Source organism: Micromonospora sp. NBC_01638 (assembly GCF_045209745.1).
Lineage (GTDB): Bacteria > Actinomycetota > Actinomycetes > Mycobacteriales > Micromonosporaceae > Micromonospora.
The window spans coordinates 5,186,325-5,204,851 of record NZ_CP109273.1 but is presented as its reverse complement, the minus strand read 5'-3'; the positions used below and the strand labels follow the sequence as shown (position 1 = coordinate 5,204,851).

The following is an 18,527-nucleotide window of genomic DNA, read 5'->3' as shown; positions in this document are numbered from 1 at the left end:
GTTGGTGTAGACGCACCCTTGCTGGTGTCAGCAGACCCCGGACGTGGTGGACGCGGTTCTCGACATGCCACTCGCGGCGGGCCCGGTCCTGCAGTTCAGTTCCGGATGACCGCCTTGGTACGCATGAGGAACTCGCCGAGGTAGCTGTCGTGCGGCACGCCCGGCTCGATCCAGTAGGTCGGGTGGTCGCCCAGGTAAATGTTGCTGATCGTGGGTTCGTCCAGCAGCTCGTCGATCAGCGACTCGTTCCGGGTGATCGCGGTCAGCACCAGGGTGTTGCGTAGCGGTCCGGTGCCGGCCTCCGGTGTCCACGGAGCGACCCACACGCAGGGGAACGGCAGCTCGATGCCAGCCTGCCGAGCGTCCGGACGGTCGACCTGGTAGACGGCGGGGCGCAGAGCGGCGCTACCGTCGCCCAAATCGTCGACGATTCCGGTGCCGCCGAGCCACGGCACTGCGTCGCCGGCCTGTGCGTGCAGGTAGTGCTCCATGGCCCGGGCGGCTGCCAATGGCTGCACCGGCAGCGCCGCCTTGGGATCCTCCGGTGCCAGGGTGGGCAGGGCGGCCAGGCGCTCGGCGATCGCTCGGGCCAGCGGCGCGGGGTCCCCCTCGACGAAGACCGCGGTGGTGTTGATGCAGGCGACGCCGGCTTCGTGGCTGACCGAGTCCACGATCGTGTCGAGGTGCTCCCGCCAGTCCGCGTCGGCGGTGAGGAGGATCTTGGATCGGCCGGGGCCCTGCGGGAGGACCCGCGGATCGCCGGAGTACTTGCGCACCACGTCGTCCCCGCCGTAAACCAGGCCGAGGTCCGCGCTGGCGAGGATCTCGTCGGCCGCGTCGTACTCGGTGGGCAGCAGGACCACGTGATCAGCGCCGAATCCGGCGGAGCGCAGTGCGGTGACCAGCCGATGCGGCGTGAACGGCTCCCGGCGCGACGGGCGTACCGCGACCCGGTACCCGAGCGCCAACGCCTCAGGCCACAGCGAGTGCGGGCCCGGGTGGTTGCCGGCCGCGTGGACGGCGAAAACAGAGCCACGCCGGGTCCATACCGCGCAACCGGCCCGGGTGGCCGGGTCCCGCCAACCAGCCACCGCGCCCACCGGCTGCGCCTGGTGGGCGCTGGTGTGCGCCTTGGCGGTGGCGTCCACGATCGCCGCGGTCGCCGAACGCACCACCGTCAGCGGCACCCCGGAGACCCGGCTGACCATACGCTCGTACTCGGCAAACGTCAGCCCGTCGATGGTCTCTCCGGCGAAGATCTCCCCGGCCCGGGCGAGGGCCGCCGACCGTTCCGGGGGTGCCAGGCTCCGGGCACGGCGCAGCGCGGACATCGCACGGACGACGTACAGCTTCGGCACCATGCTGAGCTCGGCCACCGGCGTCCCGGCGACGTCCGGGACGGTGATGCGCCGGCGGGCCTGGTACGCCCCGCCCGGCCCTAGTGCGTCCAACACGATGAGGCGCGGTGGGGCGGCTGCGGCCGGGCCCATCAGTAAACACCTTCCACGACGGTCTGGTTGTCGAACGTGGCCACCGGGGCCACGTCCGCGACGGAGTCGCCGACCCGGCCGTCCAGTGGTGCGATCCGGGTAGCGTAGTCGCGCTCCAGATTGTTCGGCAGGAACAGGCTTTTGCTGACGTGGTTCATCACCACTTGGCCGCGCTCGCCGTAAGGTACGGTCCAGCCGGTCTCGGGATCGATGGTTCGGAACGTTATGTACGGCGAGAACGAGTCGTAGACGCACGGCTCGTCATCGGTCAGCCCGGGCCGTTCGCTGGCGTTGCCGAGGATCATCGTGTTGCCAAAGCCGCCGTAGAGCGTGACGCTCGGAAAGATCTCGGTGCGGTACAGGTGCCGGGTGTCCGGATCCATCTGGGTGCCGACCCAGTTGATCGCCCGGACCTTGTCGTTGACCAGCTTCACCAGGTCGTCGCGGCGGGCGAGTCGCTCCAAGACGGGGGGAGTGATCACCAACACCCCGACGTCTTGCGTCTGCAGGACACAGGCGAGCTGCTCGACCAGGTGCTCTCCGTACCCGCCGGCCTGGGCGGACTGGCCATCCGCGATCAGCTTTTTCACCCAGCGCGGGTCCAGGTCGATGTGGAACGCCAGCCCGCCCCGGTACGCAGTCTGCCGGGCGATGACCGTCCCGACCATGTGCGGCCCGGACGGAATGCCGCACAACCAGTTCACCCCTCGTGGTACTCCGTGCGTGTCCAGTTGGGCGCTGCTCCAGGCCACGAGCCGGTCCAGCCAGTCCCGCAGCAGCACCACGCGCTTGGGCGCTCCGGTGGTGCCGCCGCTCTCATACACCCCGACGACGTCGGGGCGCGTGCCGTAGCCGCGCGGGATCAGGTCCTCAACCCGGGCGAAGCGCAGCCTGCTGGCGACGTTGGGAAAGCGAGCGAGGTCGTCGAAAGTACGGACGTTGGTGAGCGGGTCAAAGTCGAGGCTGCGGGCGCACTCAAGCCAGAACGGGGACCCGGTCTCCGGCGAAAAGTGCCAGCGCATCGCGGCGCGGAGGAACTCGTCTGGGTCGAGCTGGGCGTCGAAGGGCAGATCAAGCAGCGGGTCGGCAGCGGACATGGTGGTCCTTCCGGTCGAAAAAGTGGTCCCGCGGCCGGCCCAGGCGACCAGCCCCACGACCGAGACCGCGAACGGCAGTTGGGACCAGAGGAACATCTGGGCGGCGGCCGACGCGCCCGCACGTGCGTCGGCGATCGTGGCGAGCTACTGTGCCCGGTCATCGGGCAGCTCAGGCTGCATCGTCAAGAAGCCGTTGCTGAGCGAAGCAAACGCGAGGAAGCAGACCGTTACGAGAAGTCAAAGGTGTCGTGTCATGTGCGACAGTCAAGTCTGGCCGGCCCGTCGCTGTAGTCGGCCGAAAGGGGTCAGCACATGTCATCTCCGGACTGATGTCTTCGACATCCCGTCGCCTACGGTTGACCCCCCATGGACGTGTGGTGGCGCCGGACCGTTCGCGGCTGGACCAGGTGGACCAACATCCGGCGCATCGAGTGACGTCGGCTTTACTCATCGGCCTGCGTCAGCCGGGATCGCGTGCGATGCGGGACGATCAAGAGGTTTCCGTGCGGTCAAGGCACCGAACGCCACCGTGAGCAGGGCGAACATCGGGATGCCACTGAGCTGTTCGGGCGTGACGAAGTCGAGGAACAGGGCGATCGCGATGACCGCGCCGATCCAGGCGGGGGCACGACCAGTTCGCCAGAGGACGATGCCGGTGCCGATCATCCCGATGACGGTGGCCAGCATCATCGGGATGAGCAGCCCCAGGAACACCGGACCCGCGAAGATCTGGTCTGCGAGCTCGGCCATCTCGGCACGCGCAGTGGACGAGGCGAGCTCGGACATCACGGCGTTGACCGCGATCACCGCCGTGTGGAGCAACCACCCGACGGAGCCGAGGAACAGCAGCACGCTTGCCCGACGATGGCCACCACGGGCCAGCTCGCCTCCCAGCAGCGCGAAGCCGACCGCGAGCAGGATCGCCGAGACAAACGTCAGCGCCGACGCTGTGAGGAACCGCCCCGAGTGCGCCTCGATCACCTCGAGGTTCTCGACCTGGGAGCCGACCAGCCGGGGCATGAGGACGACGCCGGCGAGCCCGAGGGCGGCACCGGCGGTGAGACAGATCGCCGGGCGAGACGTGGAGCTGGACATCGAGACCTCCGTGAGCGGGGTGGAACGGACCTTCCGACCGTAGGGACCTGCCCACGGCTCGCGCGTCGCCCTCACGGCGTCAGGAACGCGCCGACGGGAGCGGGCCGCATACCCCTCGCGACGTAGGCTCATCCACCGTGAGGGCGACGTGTTCCCCTACCCCTCTGTCCTAGCCTTGCGATCGTGAGAGCGGACCGGCACGCCGTCGGCCAGGACGTGGCACTGGCACTCGGCCTCCTTGCGCTCGGCGCCCTCCAGGTTGGCCTGCAGCGCAGCGGATGGGTCGCGCTGGTGGGAGTTGCGTGCGTGGCCCTTCCGGTGGCGGCGCGCCGGAGCCATCCGCTCCCGGCCGTGGCACTCGGTTGGGGTGTCCTGCTCGTGAGCGACGGCCTGGAGCACGACGTCACGAGTGAGGGCTATGCCGCGATCCTGGCCCTGGTCCTCACCGTCTACTCCGTCGCGAGGCACGGGCATCGATGGGAGCAACTCGCCGGCCTTGCCCTGGCGCTCGCCTTCACGTGGGTGGGCGTGCTCATCAACGATCCGACGGACGTGCCGAGCCTGCTGCTCACGACCGTTATCGTGGGGGCGCCATGGGCTGCGGGGTATACCGTCCGCGCCAGTCTCGAACGTCGCGACCATGTCGTTGCGGAAAACCTTCGGCTCATCAACGAACGCGAGCGGCACACCCGCGAGGCAATCGCCTCGAGCCGCACCGAGATCGCTCGGGATCTGCACGACGTGCTCGGTCACTCGCTCGCCGTCATGGTGATGCAGCTGGGCGCCGCGGACCACGCGTTCACCCGCGACCCGACTCGGGCACGTCTGGCCCTCCGGGCCGCGCGGTCGACGGGCAAGGAGGCCATGGACGAGTTGCGCACTCTCGTCACGCTGTTCCGCGAGGAACCCGGCACCCTCGGCACGGGACCGACACCACGCCTGGTGGACGTCGCCGGCCTCGTCGACGAGCTCACCTCGGCAGGACTGGACGTGCGTCTGGACGGAGACGACCAACTGCCAGCTCTCGGCCCCGCCGAGGATCTGGCCGCGTACCGCATCGTCCAGGAGTCCCTGACGAACGCCGTCCGTCACGGATCGGGAGACGTGCGGGTGCGGCTCGAGTCCAAGGCCGGCCTCGTGCACATCATCATCGACAACCGGGTGGACGACGCCGGGGCGAGTGACCGCCGCGAGCAGGGTTCGCGTGATCTAGGATTCGGCCTCATCGGGATGGAAGAGCGGGCACGTTCATGTGGTGGGTGGTTGCGGACGACGCGGCCGCCGGGTCGCTTCCGCCTCGAAGCCGCAGTGCCCATCAAGGTGACCGCATGAACCACGCAACTGGCGGGCATGCAGGATCGGGCTCTGGGAACGGCAGGCCCGTGCGGGTGGTGATTGCCGACGACCAGTCCCTCATCGTCACCGGGCTGCGGCTGATCCTCGACTCCGAGCCGGGCATCGAGGTCGTGGGCGAGGCAAGCAACGGACTTCAGGCGGTGACTGTCGTCGACCGCGAGCACCCCGACGTCATCCTCATGGACATCCGCATGCCCGAGGTCGATGGCATCGAGGGGACCCGACGCATCGTCGAGGGCGGGTCCGCGACCCGCGTGCTCGTGCTCACGACGTTCGGCGAGGACGAGCTGGTGTTCTCTGCGATGCGGGCAGGGGCGAGTGGCTTCCTGCTCAAGGACATCGACCCTCCCGACCTCATCCACGCGATCAGGGTCACCGCGAGGGGGGACTCCGTCCTCGCGCCGGAGCTCGTGCGACGCCTTGTCGAGCGCTTCACCGCCCCCTCGGCCGAGTCGCTGGCAGCGATCAGCTCGCTCACGGAACGCGAGCGGGAGATCTTCTGGCACTTGGCCCGTGGCCGCACCAACGACGAGATCGGGACCCATCTGTTCATCAGCCCGGCAACCGTGAAGACGCATGTGAGCAGGGTGCTCGCCAAGCTCGGACTCCGAGACCGGACGCAGGCCGTCGTGCTCGGGTACGAGTCCGGCGTCGTGGTTCCCGGGCGGAGGGACTGACTGCTCCTCGGTCCTGCGCCGCTGCACGACCCCGTCCCATCCCCCGGCGACTCGGGTCGCGGCTTGCAGGGCGATCAGCCGCAACTGTTCCATGACCCCCAACTCGATCCACTCGTCGCGGCGGCGGCGCAGTGTGGTCGCCGAGCACTGCGGGGTCGACAACATCGCCCTACCCCTCTGACGCCGGCCGCGCCAGGAGCTGGTGCCGGCGCGCGTCCGGCGACGGTCAGGGCGTCCATCGCACCCCCGGGTTCACCCGCCCGGACCAGTCGAAGACGGCCATGTTGTCCCACTGGTTTCCGGTGCCGTTGATGTTGGCCGGGTCCCAGCCGTTGCCACTGACGGCGTACCAGGTCGGTTCCCAGTAGAAGACACCGATGGCCCCCGCGTTGCGGGCCGTGTTCTGGACCCAGTCGAACTCCTGGGCCTGCCCGGACCAGGTCGCGCTGATGCCGTCACAGGTCGCGTCGCCGATGGCGTTCGGCTCGCCGTCCGCGTTGTTCCGGGTGAAGGGGTACGCGGTCTCCACGATCACCACCGGCTTGCCGTAGCGAGCGCGTAGGTCCACGATGTTGTTGTAGAGGTTCGACAGAGTGCCGTGCCACACGCAGTAGTACGACAGGGCCGTGATGTCCCACTGCACACCCTGGGCGCGGATGCCATCGTAGAACCATCGGGCGTTGGCGTTGCTGTCTGCGTCTGCGGTGTGGATCATCACTGGGATGCCGCTGCCGCACGCCTTGGTCGCGTTGTAGCCCTGCTTCAACAGGCCGGCCAGCGGGGCGAAGTCATTGTTGACGACCTTGCCCTCGTTCCACAGCATCCCGACGTTGATCTCGTTGCCGATCTGCACACTGTCCGGTGGGGTGCCCTGCCCCCTGAGGCTGGAGCACACGTCGTAGGTGAAGGTGTACACGTCGGTACGCAGTTGGCTCAGGCTGTGGCCGGCCCAGGCGGCCGGCTTGTACTGCTTGCCGGGGTCGGCCCAGGTGTCGGAGTAGTGGAAGTCGATGAGCACCTTGAGGCCCTTCGCCCTGGCCGCCCTCGCCTGGGCCAACACCCTGCTCTTATTGTTGTAGCCGCTGATCGGGTTGTTCCAGATGCGCAGTCGGACGTAGTTGACGCCGACGGACTTCAGGATGTCCAGTGGGCCGCGGACGACACCGCCGGCGTCGTAGTACTTGGCGCCCAGATCCAGGCTGCGCTGCAACGAGGAGACATCGGCGCCCCGCATACTGAGCGTGTTCGCGGCGGAGGCGGGCGCGGGCGTGCCGCCGAGCGTGGTGGAGACGGCGAGAATGCCGGCGGTGGCAGCCCCAATCAGGGCCCTGCGGCGGCGGTGGGGTGTTGCCCACATTGTGCTCACGAGACTCCTTCTCACAGGGGGACGGGTCGAGCCAGATCAAATCCCTCGCTGACCCCGCCCGCGGACTACCGGACCGTCGTCGCCCCCCGGGCGGCGGTCGCGACGAAGTCCCGCGCCGGGACGCGGCCGGCGCCCCTCAGACCGCGCTCAGCCCACCGTGCAGGGAGCACCGTTCAGCGAGAAGCCGGTCGGCGGCGCGTCGCTGGCGCTCCACCGCCCCTGGACGCCGAAGGTCGCAGAGCCGTTTGGGGCGAGGACGCGGTTCCAGTCGACGTTACGGGCGGTCACGCTGGCACCGGTCTGGCCGATCGTGGCGTTCCACCCCGAGATGACCTGCTGGTCTCCCGGGAAGCTGAAGGTGACGATCCAGCCGTCGATCGGTGCCGCCCCGACGTTCTGGACCGTCACTGTGGCCACAAAACCGCCCTGCCACTCGGACTGGTTCCGGTAGGTCACCCGGCAGGTCGAGGGCGGCGGGGTCGGCGGAGTGGACGTGGTGGGCAGGGCGACCGTGTTGGACGCGATCGACACGTTGCCCACCGCGTCCCGAGCCCGTACGTAGTACAAGTTCCGCAGCGGCAGCGACGGGGGCAGCGACGTCGTGTACGTCGTTCCCGGCACGGTGGCGATCAGCGTCGAGGTGAACAAGCCATCGAACTTGTAGACGTTGTACCCGAGCACGCCGACGTTGTCCGTCGACGGCGACCAGGACAGCGTGGCGGTCGAGGCGGTCACCTCGCCGACGGTCAGGTTCTGCGGGGCGCTCGGCGGGGTGGTGTCCGGGCCGGTGTCCGTCACCGGGGTGACCACGGTCAGTGTGTCCGCCGAGGACGAGCGGTGTCCGAGGCTGTCCCGGGCGGACATCCGGAACGAGTACTGCTTGCCCGGGCGGAGGTAGTCGGTGATCGTGGTGGTGGTGACGGTCCCGACGCTGGCGCTGTAGATGAGGTCGTCGAACGCCTGGTAGTACGCGATGTCGTAGCCGACGATGGCGCAACAGCCGGGCGTAGCGGCCGTCCAGGTGAGGGTGACCGACCCGGTCCTGACCTCGCTGGCGGTCAGGTTCGTGGGTGCACTCGGCGGAAAGGGCGAGGTGCTCGGCGTGCTGGGCGCCGTGGTCGGTGTCGGCGGCGCGGTTCCGGTCGGCGGCGCCGCGGCGGACACCGCAGCCCCACCGGGCGCCGGGGCGACCCCCGGATACGCGGCAGGCGCCGCGGTTCCGGCGTCGGCCGCCGGTGCGGCGCTCAAAGCGGTTCCGAGCACCGCCGTCAACAGCACGACGGCGGCCAGCAGACCCGGCCGCAGACGGCGGAACAGCGAGGATGAGGAGTCGCCTGCCATAAAACGACGATGCAGGAATAAATCGATGATCGCCAACGCATCTCACACGTCGGTCGGCGACCGGCCCGACTCACAATGGACCGTCACCGCGCTTCCCCTCCTGCGCCAGCAGCCACTCCCCTACCTACTACCGCCGAGACGACATCGACGGGACACGGTCCAGCGCCCACCTGTGGTGGGGGCCCGGCCAGGTCGTCGTACCGGGCGTTCGTGACCACGAGCGCCCGGCGCGGCCCGGTCGTGGGCCGGCCGGGTTGAGCCAGGGGCGAGGCCACGATCGGCGCGAAGTCGGTGTCGGCCCCGGCCCCCACGACGCGGGCCGGGCCCGATCAGGCTGTCCGCGCTGGCGACAGGGCTGCCGCGAGGGCCTCGGCGTTCTTCTTGTCCACCCGGGGAAAGGTCAGGGTGACGCCGTCCCCCGCACCGTCGAAGGCGATGCGCAGCAGGCTCACGACGCCGATCTTCGCCTCGGCGAGCGCGACGTGTTCCCGGGACACGTCGCCGAGAACACCTGTACCGGGCCCGCCGAAGAAGGTCTGCGGCAGAAAGATCAGTCGCCGGTCGGTGAGCACGAGGAACTGCTTCCTGGTCCGCGCCAGCGCGGCGCCCGTCGCTCCGGCAGCCGCCTGGATCAGCCCATGCGTGACGGCCGTTCCGAACCGACTGGCCGAGAAGCTCCCGACCAACGCCCGGGTCGCGGTGATCGGCTGCTCCCCCGGCTGAAGGGTCGGCGCCACCCGCTCGAACGCGCGGGCCTGGAGCTTCTGGTTCATGGTGTCCTCCGTCTTTGACCGTGATCGCCGCTGATGTTACGGAGCAGGCCACCGCGGGCTATCCGTCGATCAGACGCATGATCATGACGGTCGGCCATGATCGGCATCGGGCCATCCAGGACAAATGTCCTAGCCAACCGTGTGCCGGCACCGCCCCTCTACCTCAGTAATCACGGAACGCGCGTCTGCCGCAGGGATAATCGGGAGCGCCCCAGTCCGAGCAGGAGGTCCGCATGCGCGTCGTCCGCGTTCTCGCCAACCTTGCGGTGGCTGACATCAGCGCCGCAAAGGGTTTCTACACCGACTATCTCGGGCTGAGCACCGAGGAGTTCAACCTGGGCTGGGTGGCCCGCTACACCTCGCCCGACACCGGCGCGAACGTGCAGCTCGTCTCCGGCGACGCGTCCGCACCCGAGGATTCGGTCATCTCGGTGCAGGTGGACGATGTGGACGGCGCCTACGCGGAGGCACAGCGGCTCGACTACGAGATCGTGCACCCGCTAACCACGGAGCAATGGGGAGTGCGCCGGTTCTTCGTCCGCGCGCCGGACGGCAACGTCATCAACGTGGCAGCCCACCGATCCTGAATCACTCGGCGGCGGCCCGGCGACCCGGTGGGCGTGTCAGCGGTTGAGGTAGACAGCCAGCCGCTGGGAGCGATACCAGCCGGGGCAAAACTCAACCCTCCCGATCGCTACACTCGCCGCAACGCCGGCACCGCCCGCAGACCTCAGCCTGCGCTCAAGCCCAATCGAATGGAGACGCCTGTGACCCGCGACAAGGCGGCACCCCCCGGCATCGACCCCCGCATACCCAGCGTGGCCCGGGTCTATGACTTCTTCTTGGGGGGCAAGGACAACTTCGAGGCCGACCGAAAGGTCGCCGAGCAGGCCCTGCGGATCACACCGGACGGGCCGGCAGCCGGCCAGGCGAACCGGGCCTTTCTGCGTCGAGTGATTCGCTTCCTTGTCGCCGAGGCGGGCATCGACCAGTTCCTCGACATCGGATCAGGGCTGCCCACCCAGGGCAACGTGCACGAGGTCGCCACCGAGCAAAACCCGAAGGCTCAGGTGGTGTATGTGGACAATGATCCGATCGTTCTGGCACACGGACGGGCCCTGCTCGCCGCGGAGGGCACCGCGACGGTGATCCAGGCGGACGTTCGGGCACCGCAGGAAATCCTCAACCATCCGGACGTACGCCGGTTCCTCGATTTCGACCGGCCGATCGGATTGTTGCTCTTCGCGATCCTGCACCACCTTGGTGACGACGAGGATCCGCGAGCGGTGGCGGCGGCGTTGATCGACGCGCTGCCCTCCGGCAGCTACGTGGCGATCTCGCACTTCCGCGACCCGGCCGAGCGCGACCCAGAGGGCTCCCGCAAGGCCCGCGAGGTCGAGCGGGTCTTCAACGAGTCATTGGGCACCGGCCGCTGGCGTACCGACGAAGAGATCCTCTCGTTTGCCGATGGGCTGACGCTGCTGGATCCGGGGCTGGTGCCGCTGGCCGAGTGGCGTCCAGAGCCGGGTACGCCCGCTCCGAAGCAGACCGACACCTATCACACCTTTGTCGGGCTCCTCGCCCGCAAACCGTAGGCTCCGTCTTCCGGTGAGGTCCGTCGGCGAGAGCGCGCCCCGCCGACGGACCTCACCGGATGACCCGGGCGAGAACATGCCCCGCCGGTCCCCCGTACGCGGTGCTGCCAGACATATCCCGGCGGCTGCCTGACCGGGCACCCGGTTGGCGCATCGGATTGCGGCGTCGGTGTCTCAGATGACGTTGATTCGGATGATGCGCCGGATGCCCGACCCGCCGGCGGTGCTTGGGTTGGCTGCAGCCCGGTGAACAGGCAAATCCACTTCGTGTGGGCTGCGGTGATCACCTGCACTCAGAGGGCGTTTCAACCGGCCGAGCAAGCCGTACCACGACGTACCGCGGGTGCCGCCGGCCGAGGCCGAGGCCGAGCAGTTGTTCGGTGACTCCCCGGTTGGGACGCAACCGTTCCCTGCCTCCGGCATGACCCCCAGGAAGCCCGGTGCCATCGCCCGACGGCGCCGCAAATGCCGCGTCTGCCAGAGCGCTCCGGCAGCGATGGCCGCCGTCGAGTTCTGCTTCGCGCGCTCGCCCGCAGGGCAGGGACTCAAGTCGATCTGCTGGCTGCTCAAGGGCCGCAAGGTGTTGTTCACCGACCCCACCGCTCGCGTCAAGATCGCATTTCTCCGAGCCCCGACAGCTCGCGGAAACGCTCGGAGCCCTGACCCAGGTCCAGCTCCGCCGCGAAGAAACTCGCCGTGGTACGCGAACGCGCCGCGTCACGATCTGAGCCGCCGGAGCCGCGCTGGCGGGAGCCACTCCCGCCGGCGCGGCGCCTTTCGGACTCGCGGCGTTACCGGACCGGTTCGTCTCCGACGACAGTCAGCCCGATCAGGAAGAACGTCGGGTGGTATCCCGAACCGTTGTCCACGATGGCGTGTATTCAGTCTGTCGTCGTCGTCCGCATGCCGCGCGTCCAGTGACCGGCGCAGCGCGTGCAGGTTCTCACCCTTGTTGACTTACCGGGCGATGCGCTGCTGGTGGGTCTCGTCGGCCAGGTAGCGGGCCGCGTAGATGGTGCGAAGCGCCCAGTACTCCTTGGTCAGCGTGTCTGCTGTCGCTTGGACGAGCACACCTTTCCGACCACCAGGGCTGCCCGGCCTGCGACTGGGCAGCCACGTCCGGCTCGAAATATTTAGGTTCATCGAGGTGACGGACAAGTGGAGAGCACCTGCCAGGCGGCTACGCAATCACCCTGGGCCGGCCCAAACCCGCCCCGCGCTGTGGCCTGACTTTGGGTTCCGTACGACATTCAGATGATCCAACTTTCTCTCCTAACCGAGGAACTCGGTGATCCCTTGTGGCTGGTCAGTGGGGTGGGGCGTGCCCAGGCTGACTCGACACCGATGGTGTCCTGGCGCTCCTGGCTGGCGCCTGAGTAGCGAATACTCAGAGTTGTGTGGCGTGAGTCACATTCAGCTGGTGCGGGTGGTGGGCAGACGAACGGTCGAGCGGATCCGGGCTTAGGGCCCGCTCGGCAGCTCGTCGCTGTCAGATACGCTGGCCGCGCCCGCCCTGATGGCCGGCAACTACTTGCCTGAGCACGGCTGGAGGTCCGGTGGTCTGGGTCTTCGACGAAGCCATGAACGGCTGACGTCCTGATGGCCAATACAGCAGCACCGGGCCGATGGTCGCTCATCAACCAGCCGGCGCCACCGGGAAGCCAGACGCACCCTGATCGTGCTGCGACGATCGCCGCCCATCACGTTCGGCGACGCTGGCCGTTGACCGGTCGGGACACCGACGTGGAGGCGACAGTCCGGCAACTACTGGCGGATGGCCTGCATGGCGTGCTGCTCACCGGTGACGCCGGGGTGGGTAAGAGTCGCCTCGTCGAGGCGGTGCTCAACCGGTGCGCCGCCAGCTCATGCCATGCCGTGCGGATTATGAGCACGCCGGCGGATCGCGACGTCCCGTTCGGGGCGGTCCACCACCTCTTGCCGGAGACGAGCAGGTCACTCGCGGGCTCCACTGAGATCCCGCAGGCCGTCGCGCGGACGTTACTCAAGGTCGCGGAGGGACGGACGATCGTCCTCGGCGTCGATGACGCGAGCTGGCTGGATGAGCCGTCCGCCGCAGTGGTTCGACACCTGGTCATTCACGCCGGAGCCCGGGTGCTGTTCGCCACCCGGACGGAGGCGGTCGGAAAGCTACCAGTCGAGGTGCTACGCCGGTGGAGCCGGCTCGCTCGGATCGATCTCGCCCCGCTCGCCTGGTCGCAGACGAAGCAACTGGTCAAGGCCGCCCTGGGGGCGCCTCCAGACGGTCTCACCCTGGACGGATTGTGGCGGGCCACGGGCGGCAACCCGCTCTTCCTGCGCGAGGTGCTGTGCGGTGCGGTGGACAACGGCGCCCTGACGGTCCACGAGGGCATCGTGACCTGGCGCCACGAAATACCAAGCGACGCCTACCTCAGCGACACGGCGGCGGCGTCACTGGAAACGCTCTCGCCGGAGGAGTTGGACGCGCTGCGGTATGTCGCCCACGGCGATCCGGTTCCGGTCGAGGTGATCGAGCGACTGGTCCCGGTGCCCGTGCTCGAACGGCTGGAGGAGCACCGGTTCATCCAGCTCGACCAGCCGGCACGCTCCCCGCAGGTCACAGTGACCCACCCGTTGCACGCCCACGCGGTACGTGCCCGCACCGGAGCGCTGCGGGCACGACGGATCCGGACCGAACTAGCCACGGCGGTCATGGCCGCCCGGCCCGATGATCGGATCCGCGCGGTCCGGTGGCGTCTGGACGCCCAGTTGGACGTACCCGACGATGAGGTGCTGGCGGCGGCCGACGAGGCGCTGCTCCGCCAGGACATGGCCGTGGCGGAACAACTCGCCCGCCAGGTCCGTACGCCCGCCGGGGCCTGGCGGCTGGGCCGTGCACTGGTCGCCCGCGGCGAGTACGCCGAGGCGGAGCGATGGCTGGCCGACGTGTACCGGGACCTGACCGATCCGACGCAGCGGACGAACGTGGCCGCACTCCGCGCGGTCAACCTCTTCTGGGGTTTCCGGGAGCCGCAGAAAGCACTCGACGTCATCGCCGAGGCCAAGGCCACGTTACCGGTGGACACGTCCAGTGACCTGCTGGCCGCCGAGGCGCTGGTCGTGGTCTTTGACGGCCGGACGGATGAGGCGGTCGAGATGGTGGCCCGCCTGCTGCGCCACCCGCCCCATGATCCGCTCCTGGCCACCGCGATCGCGTCACTACGGCCGCAGCTCCTGCTCTTCATCGGTCGGCCGGCGCAGGCGATCGTGGAACTCACCGCGGATCAGGCCGGGCTGCCCGGGGCTTGGCCGACGATGCGGGCGATGACCCACGCCTGCCACGTACAGGCGCTGATCATGACCGGTGAGATCCGACAGGCGGCCGAGGCGGTGCAGCGCTACTACCGTGACGCTGTCGAGCACGGTTCACCGGCCGCAGTGGGCATCCTCGCCCTGGCGGGTGGGATCTGCGCCTACTACCAGGGCCGGACCGAACAGGCCGCGCAGTGGCTGCGGGAGGCCCGTGCGTTGACTGACGACCACCCCAGATTCCGGTTCCGGGAGATGACCCTGGCGATCGGCGCCGGCGTCGCGGCGCAGCTCGGCCTCGTCGATGAGGCCCGTGAGCTGCTGGGCCGGCTCGCTCAGGCCGACAACGCCCCGTCGGCGGCCGACTACGGTGCTTTCGGCGAGGTGTGGTCGCTGGTCATATCGGGTGACCGCAGCGGCGCCAGTGCGGTGCTGCGTCGACGGGCGGCAGAGGCGGCGGCGATCGGCAATCTCCTGATGGCGACGGAGTTCCTGCACGTCGACATGCGACTCAACCCATCTGCGGCGACAGCCGCCCGGCTGCAGCAGATCGCGGCGGGCACGGACGGGAAGCTTTATACGCTCCTCGCTGGTCACGCCACCGCGTTGGCCCGCCGGGACGTTCGCGAAATGAACCGGGTCAGCGCCGCGTTCGAGGAGTTGGGGTATCGCGGTTTCGCATTGGAGGCCGCCGCCACCGGGGCGATGTTCCGCGGCGGCCGGGAAACGAACGCGTTGGCCCGCCGCGCCCAACGGTTGTTCGGCGAGCATCAGGGCACGTGGCCGGAATGGCTGCCCGAGCCGAAGTCCGCGCCGGTGTTGACTCGCCGGGAGCAGCAGGTCAGCGAGCTGGCTGCGAACGGGATGGACACCGTGGCGATCGCGCAGGCGTTGACGGTGTCCACCCGGACGGTGGAAAACCATCTGCAGCGGGCGTACGGCAAGCTCGGCATCCACGGCCGCGCGGAGCTGGCGTCGGTGCTCGCCGAGGACGGTTTTTTCATACACCGGTAACCGCAGGGTTGCGCTGGTCCTGCTGTTCGCGTACGAGCGGATGGCTCCGGCGCGCCGCGACACTTCCCCAACGAACAAGCAGCCCTCAAGTGCGTATACATGGCTTTGATGTGCCTCGACCTGACCGGCGCGGGCCGCCGCCGATGGACCATGCGCTGGAAGGCACCGCTGAACGCCGTCCAGATCGCCTTCGAGGGCCGGCTCACCCCGGCCAACGACTGACCACCTCAACAACCAAGATCAGCCGTTAACTTGACCCCGCGAGACGCTGGGATGGGCCACCCCAACCCAACGCCTCGCGGAACTCATCGCGCCTTAACGATTGCACTCAAACCTTGACCCCAAGCCCCGAAGACCGGCGACATCGTCAAGATCACCAAGTTGAGCAGCTGGGCCGACAAGATCGCGGCGATCCGTCGTATCGGATTCGAGGCTCTCGTAATTTATGACCGCGGTCAGCGATGGAGGATCTCGACCTGGATCGCACCGCCGAGCACGCCGGCGGGACAGATCGCCACCAGGGCTGTTAACACGGCAAGGACGACCCTGGGCCCACGCTCCAGATGCGGGTTGAGCCGGTAGACCGCCGTCGCCATGAGCAGCAACCCGGGAAGCATCATCAGGAAGGAGCGTCCGCCTTCGGCAGCGCTGGTCGCCACGACCATAAGCACGAACGCGGTCGCAAGCAGCCACAGGTCGCCGGAGCGAGGCGGCGCGACCTTCAGGTCGGTGACTCTGATCTTGAGTGCGTCGGCGAGTTCGCCGCGAGTTCGGGCGGCCTGGACGGCGACCGTCACATCCGCCATCTCGTCCGGCGCCATCTGACCTGCCGCGACTTGCGCGGCAATCGTCGCCAAGACATGCTCCTTATCCCGTTCGGTGATCAACCTTTGAGCGATCGCAGCGGCACGCCTGGCGTCCTCGACGACTGTGGGTTCGCACGTGTTTCTGTCGAAATAGGACATCTGCTGCGCCCGCACGAAGACAAGGTCGCCCGCTCGCAGGGGCAACAGCTCCGAGACTGTCCACGAGGTCCTCGTCCAGCCCCGTTGAGCGGCTGGAGGGTGAACCGCGGCTGGCCGTCCTCGATCGTGATGTCCTTGACCGCGTAGGGCTTCCATCGACGATCGCGCAACTCGCCCGGCCTCTGCGCGATGCTGAAGTCACGGAGGCTCGGCGCCTGGCGACCGCCCACCGTGGTCACGTGCCGCGCGGGGTGGTCGGTGCACGGATGCTTGGGCCACGGCGGTCCCACATCATCAAAGAAGACGCGGCTGCCATGCTCATTGGCGTAGAAGTAGACCGACGCGCCGCAGAGGGGGCAGCGGGCGTTCGGGGCGATCCACCCCACCGCACTGCGGGGCGGCGTTGGAGGTGATGGCGATCTCGCATAGCTCCGCCGAGGCGGCGCGGAAGCCCTGGCAGAAGAACGACTCACGTTGTGGGTGACCACCCAGTGCCGCTTACCGCCCGAAGTTGTTCGCCAATGCCCGCGACGTCGGTACGTCGTCACCAGATCACCGCAAGGCGTTGCGTCAGCATCGCTGCAGGATAGCCACCGTCACCGACGAAGCCGCTAGCGGCAGGCGCATGGTGGTGCGTGGCTCGAAGGGTGGCTATGACAGACGAGACCGGCTCCACTGGGACGGCCATGACCGGCCCCACCACGGGCCGGTCTCGCCAATAGTCAAGTGACGCTGTGTAACGACTACGACTCCTGGTGCTGCCACCGACAGTGCGCGGATCTGTCGAAAGTAGCGCGCTCGGCCCGGCTAGCTGACCCGGCGCTGGATACGCCACAGGCCGAGGGCGGCGAGGAGCGCGCTGAGACCGAGATACAGGGCTAATTCGATCAATTGGAAGGGCCAGAAGCGACGGTTGGGCTGGTAGGCCATGTCGACGTAGAGGTCGAGTTTGCCGAGGCACACCGCGGTGTCACCGAACCTGCCGGTGGCGCCGGTCTTCGGGGCGTTGCTGAAACATTCGTTGAAGGCGGCGTCGGACAGTTGCCGGCCATCAGGTGTCAGGAGCTTGCTGGTGTTCGTGACCCAGGCGTCCGGTATCTCCAGCCCTCCGACGACCGGACTGCCGGTGATGCTTCCCAAGCTCCGAGCCTGGTTGATGGCGTCGGCACTCATCGGTACGGTGAACTGCTCGGCCGGCATGAAATGCGGTCGCAGGAGGTTCGGTACGGCGAACTGCACGGCGATCACGGCCAGGAACACCAACGCCATCGCCGGCAGGGTACGCCGTACCAGGAGCCCGGTGACGGCGCCGAAGGTGAAGCCGAAGGCGGCGTACCCGATGGGCGCGATACCGCGTGCGCCGAACAGGATCGCACTGAACCGGTCGCCGGCTGCCTGGTCGACCGGGGCCGCCGCCCAGGTCAGCAGCGCGCTGAGCGTACCGACGACGGCCATGCTGGCAAGGCCGAGAACCGCCAGCTCGACCGCGAGCCAGCGGCGGCGGGGCACGCTTTGGTTCCACACTAGTCGATGTGTGCCGGACTCCAGTTCCCGGGCGATGAGCGGCGCGCCCCAGAACGCCCCGATCAGCGCGGGTACCAGGCCGAAACCGGTGGCGAGAAACAGCATCGCCTGCCCGTACTGGCCCGGAAGCTGGGATGCGTCGCGCGCGGCACGGATGTCGCTGCCGAGATGAATCAGGCCCTGGCCGGGTGCGGTCAACAGGCAAATGTGGCACTGGCCGACGCGCGGCGCCTACGAGAAGTAGGCGCCGCGCCGGGCGGATCCGCCGTGGCACGTGCCTCCCGCCAGAGCGGATATCGACAGTGATTTTGGCAGGTCAGGTTCGGTGGAACGGGTCAGGAAAACGCCGCTGGCCAAGCGGGAACCGCCGGGTCCAGCTCACCGGCTTCATCACCCCCGGACCCAACGGACAACCCATCCTCGCCCGCATGATCCTGTCCTGCTGCGCCGCCGACGGCCGACCCGCCAAGCTCGGGATGGCCGGCAACGCGCCCACCGGTCTGGCCAACGACACCTGGATCCAGGTCACCGGCCGCTACACCGACCGCGTCACCCGTGACCCCAGCAACGACAAAGAGATCCCCTATATTGACGTCGATTCCTGGCGACAGGTGACCGCCCCCCCAAGGACCCGTACGAGTAGTCCTCCGCAGCGTCGAGCACAACCCGGGTCGAGTACGGCCTCCGGAGCGCCGCAGACACCGCGCGATCCGGTGAGAAACCCGACGAGCACATGCAAGCGGGTGCGTTTTCCTACCGGCGCTCAGAGAGCGGCCGAACCTTCGCTCGCCGGCAATCCCTGGTTGCGCAAACTTCAGACGAGCGCGCACATTCTCGCCACGACGCCGACTGTGCGCGCGGTGGAATCGTTGCCCGTCGAGCATGGTTGCAGCGTCAAGGCCCGGACCGGGCGATGGCGCAGCCACGCGGCCCGCTAGGTTGCAGG

Annotated in this window: 16 protein-coding genes and 1 pseudogene; 7 read left to right on the top strand and 10 right to left on the bottom strand. The window is 68.4% G+C overall.

Features of this window, described 5'->3' with window-relative positions:
• Window positions 1–95: 95 nt before the first annotated feature.
• From OG811_RS24355 to OG811_RS24345, 3 genes are all read right to left on the bottom strand, one after another.
• Window positions 96–1,490: an aldehyde dehydrogenase family protein gene (locus OG811_RS24355; RefSeq protein ID WP_406068956.1), complete on the bottom strand. Its 1,395-nt coding sequence runs from the start codon at window positions 1,488–1,490 to the stop codon at window positions 96–98.
• On the bottom strand, window positions 1,490–2,587 hold the full coding sequence (locus OG811_RS24350) for a hypothetical protein (protein ID WP_406068954.1): 1,098 nt from the start codon (window positions 2,585–2,587) through the stop codon (window positions 1,490–1,492). The genes OG811_RS24355 and OG811_RS24350 overlap by 1 nt, the downstream gene beginning before the upstream one ends.
• 447 nt (window positions 2,588–3,034) lie before the next feature.
• A complete protein-coding gene (locus OG811_RS24345) occupies window positions 3,035–3,682 on the bottom strand; it encodes a hypothetical protein (protein WP_406068952.1) in 648 nt (215 codons plus the stop codon).
• Between the two features lie 378 nt (window positions 3,683–4,060).
• Here OG811_RS24345 and OG811_RS24340 point away from each other — a divergent pair, with 378 nt between their 5' ends.
• A complete protein-coding gene (locus OG811_RS24340; protein WP_406068950.1) occupies window positions 4,061–5,014 on the top strand; it encodes a sensor histidine kinase in 954 nt (317 codons plus the stop codon).
• Entirely contained in the window at window positions 5,011–5,715 is a 705-nt protein-coding gene (locus OG811_RS24335) for a response regulator (protein ID WP_406068949.1), read from the top strand. The genes OG811_RS24340 and OG811_RS24335 overlap by 4 nt, the downstream gene beginning before the upstream one ends.
• Window positions 5,716–5,757: 42 nt before the next feature.
• Here the strand turns inward: OG811_RS24335 and OG811_RS24330 are convergent.
• From OG811_RS24330 to OG811_RS24315, 4 genes and pseudogenes are all read right to left on the bottom strand, one after another.
• Window positions 5,758–5,862: pseudogene (locus OG811_RS24330) on the bottom strand (IS5/IS1182 family transposase); the annotation flags it as partial.
• Between the two features lie 79 nt (window positions 5,863–5,941).
• Window positions 5,942–7,072, bottom strand: a complete 1,131-nt coding sequence (locus tag OG811_RS24325) for an arabinogalactan endo-beta-1,4-galactanase (RefSeq protein WP_406075892.1) — start codon at window positions 7,070–7,072, stop codon at window positions 5,942–5,944.
• A gap of 156 nt (window positions 7,073–7,228) precedes the next feature.
• Entirely contained in the window at window positions 7,229–8,422 is a 1,194-nt protein-coding gene (locus tag OG811_RS24320) for a cellulose binding domain-containing protein (protein WP_406068947.1), read from the bottom strand.
• A gap of 329 nt (window positions 8,423–8,751) precedes the next feature.
• Window positions 8,752–9,195 (bottom strand): hypothetical protein, encoded by a 444-nt coding sequence (locus OG811_RS24315; RefSeq protein ID WP_406068946.1) that lies wholly within the window; start codon window positions 9,193–9,195, stop codon window positions 8,752–8,754.
• 233 nt (window positions 9,196–9,428) lie between these two features.
• Here OG811_RS24315 and OG811_RS24310 point away from each other — a divergent pair, with 233 nt between their 5' ends.
• Window positions 9,429–9,782 (top strand): VOC family protein, encoded by a 354-nt coding sequence (locus OG811_RS24310; RefSeq protein WP_355170730.1) that lies wholly within the window; start codon window positions 9,429–9,431, stop codon window positions 9,780–9,782.
• Between the two features lie 180 nt (window positions 9,783–9,962).
• Window positions 9,963–10,790 carry an SAM-dependent methyltransferase gene (locus OG811_RS24305; RefSeq protein ID WP_406068944.1) on the top strand — a complete coding sequence of 276 codons (828 nt, stop codon included), beginning with the start codon at window positions 9,963–9,965 and terminating at the stop codon, window positions 10,788–10,790.
• A gap of 174 nt (window positions 10,791–10,964) precedes the next feature.
• Here the strand turns inward: OG811_RS24305 and OG811_RS24300 are convergent, their stop codons facing one another.
• Window positions 10,965–11,381, bottom strand: a complete 417-nt coding sequence (locus OG811_RS24300; protein WP_406068943.1) for a hypothetical protein — start codon at window positions 11,379–11,381, stop codon at window positions 10,965–10,967.
• Between the two features lie 1,008 nt (window positions 11,382–12,389).
• Between OG811_RS24300 and OG811_RS24295 the strand changes: the two genes are divergently transcribed.
• Window positions 12,390–15,092: a LuxR C-terminal-related transcriptional regulator gene (locus tag OG811_RS24295; protein WP_406068941.1), complete on the top strand. Its 2,703-nt coding sequence runs from the start codon at window positions 12,390–12,392 to the stop codon at window positions 15,090–15,092.
• A 99-nt stretch (window positions 15,093–15,191) separates the two neighbouring features.
• Complete coding sequence (locus OG811_RS24290) at window positions 15,192–15,314, top strand: hypothetical protein (RefSeq protein WP_406068939.1); 123 nt, start codon at window positions 15,192–15,194, stop codon at window positions 15,312–15,314.
• Between the two features lie 233 nt (window positions 15,315–15,547).
• Here OG811_RS24290 and OG811_RS24285 read toward each other — a convergent pair whose 3' ends face one another.
• Both OG811_RS24285 and OG811_RS24280 read right to left on the bottom strand, forming a co-directional pair.
• Window positions 15,548–16,072: a DUF1707 domain-containing protein gene (locus OG811_RS24285; RefSeq protein ID WP_406068937.1), complete on the bottom strand. Its 525-nt coding sequence runs from the start codon at window positions 16,070–16,072 to the stop codon at window positions 15,548–15,550.
• Window positions 16,073–16,864: 792 nt separating this feature from the next.
• Window positions 16,865–17,779, bottom strand: coding sequence for an ABC transporter permease subunit (locus OG811_RS24280; RefSeq protein WP_406068936.1), 915 nt, complete (start codon window positions 17,777–17,779; stop codon window positions 16,865–16,867).
• On the opposite strand from OG811_RS24280, the gene OG811_RS24275 reads away from it, so the two are divergent.
• Entirely contained in the window at window positions 17,716–18,519 is an 804-nt protein-coding gene (locus OG811_RS24275; protein WP_406068934.1) for a hypothetical protein, read from the top strand. The genes OG811_RS24280 and OG811_RS24275 overlap by 64 nt on opposite strands.
• Window positions 18,520–18,527 lie beyond the last annotated feature (8 nt).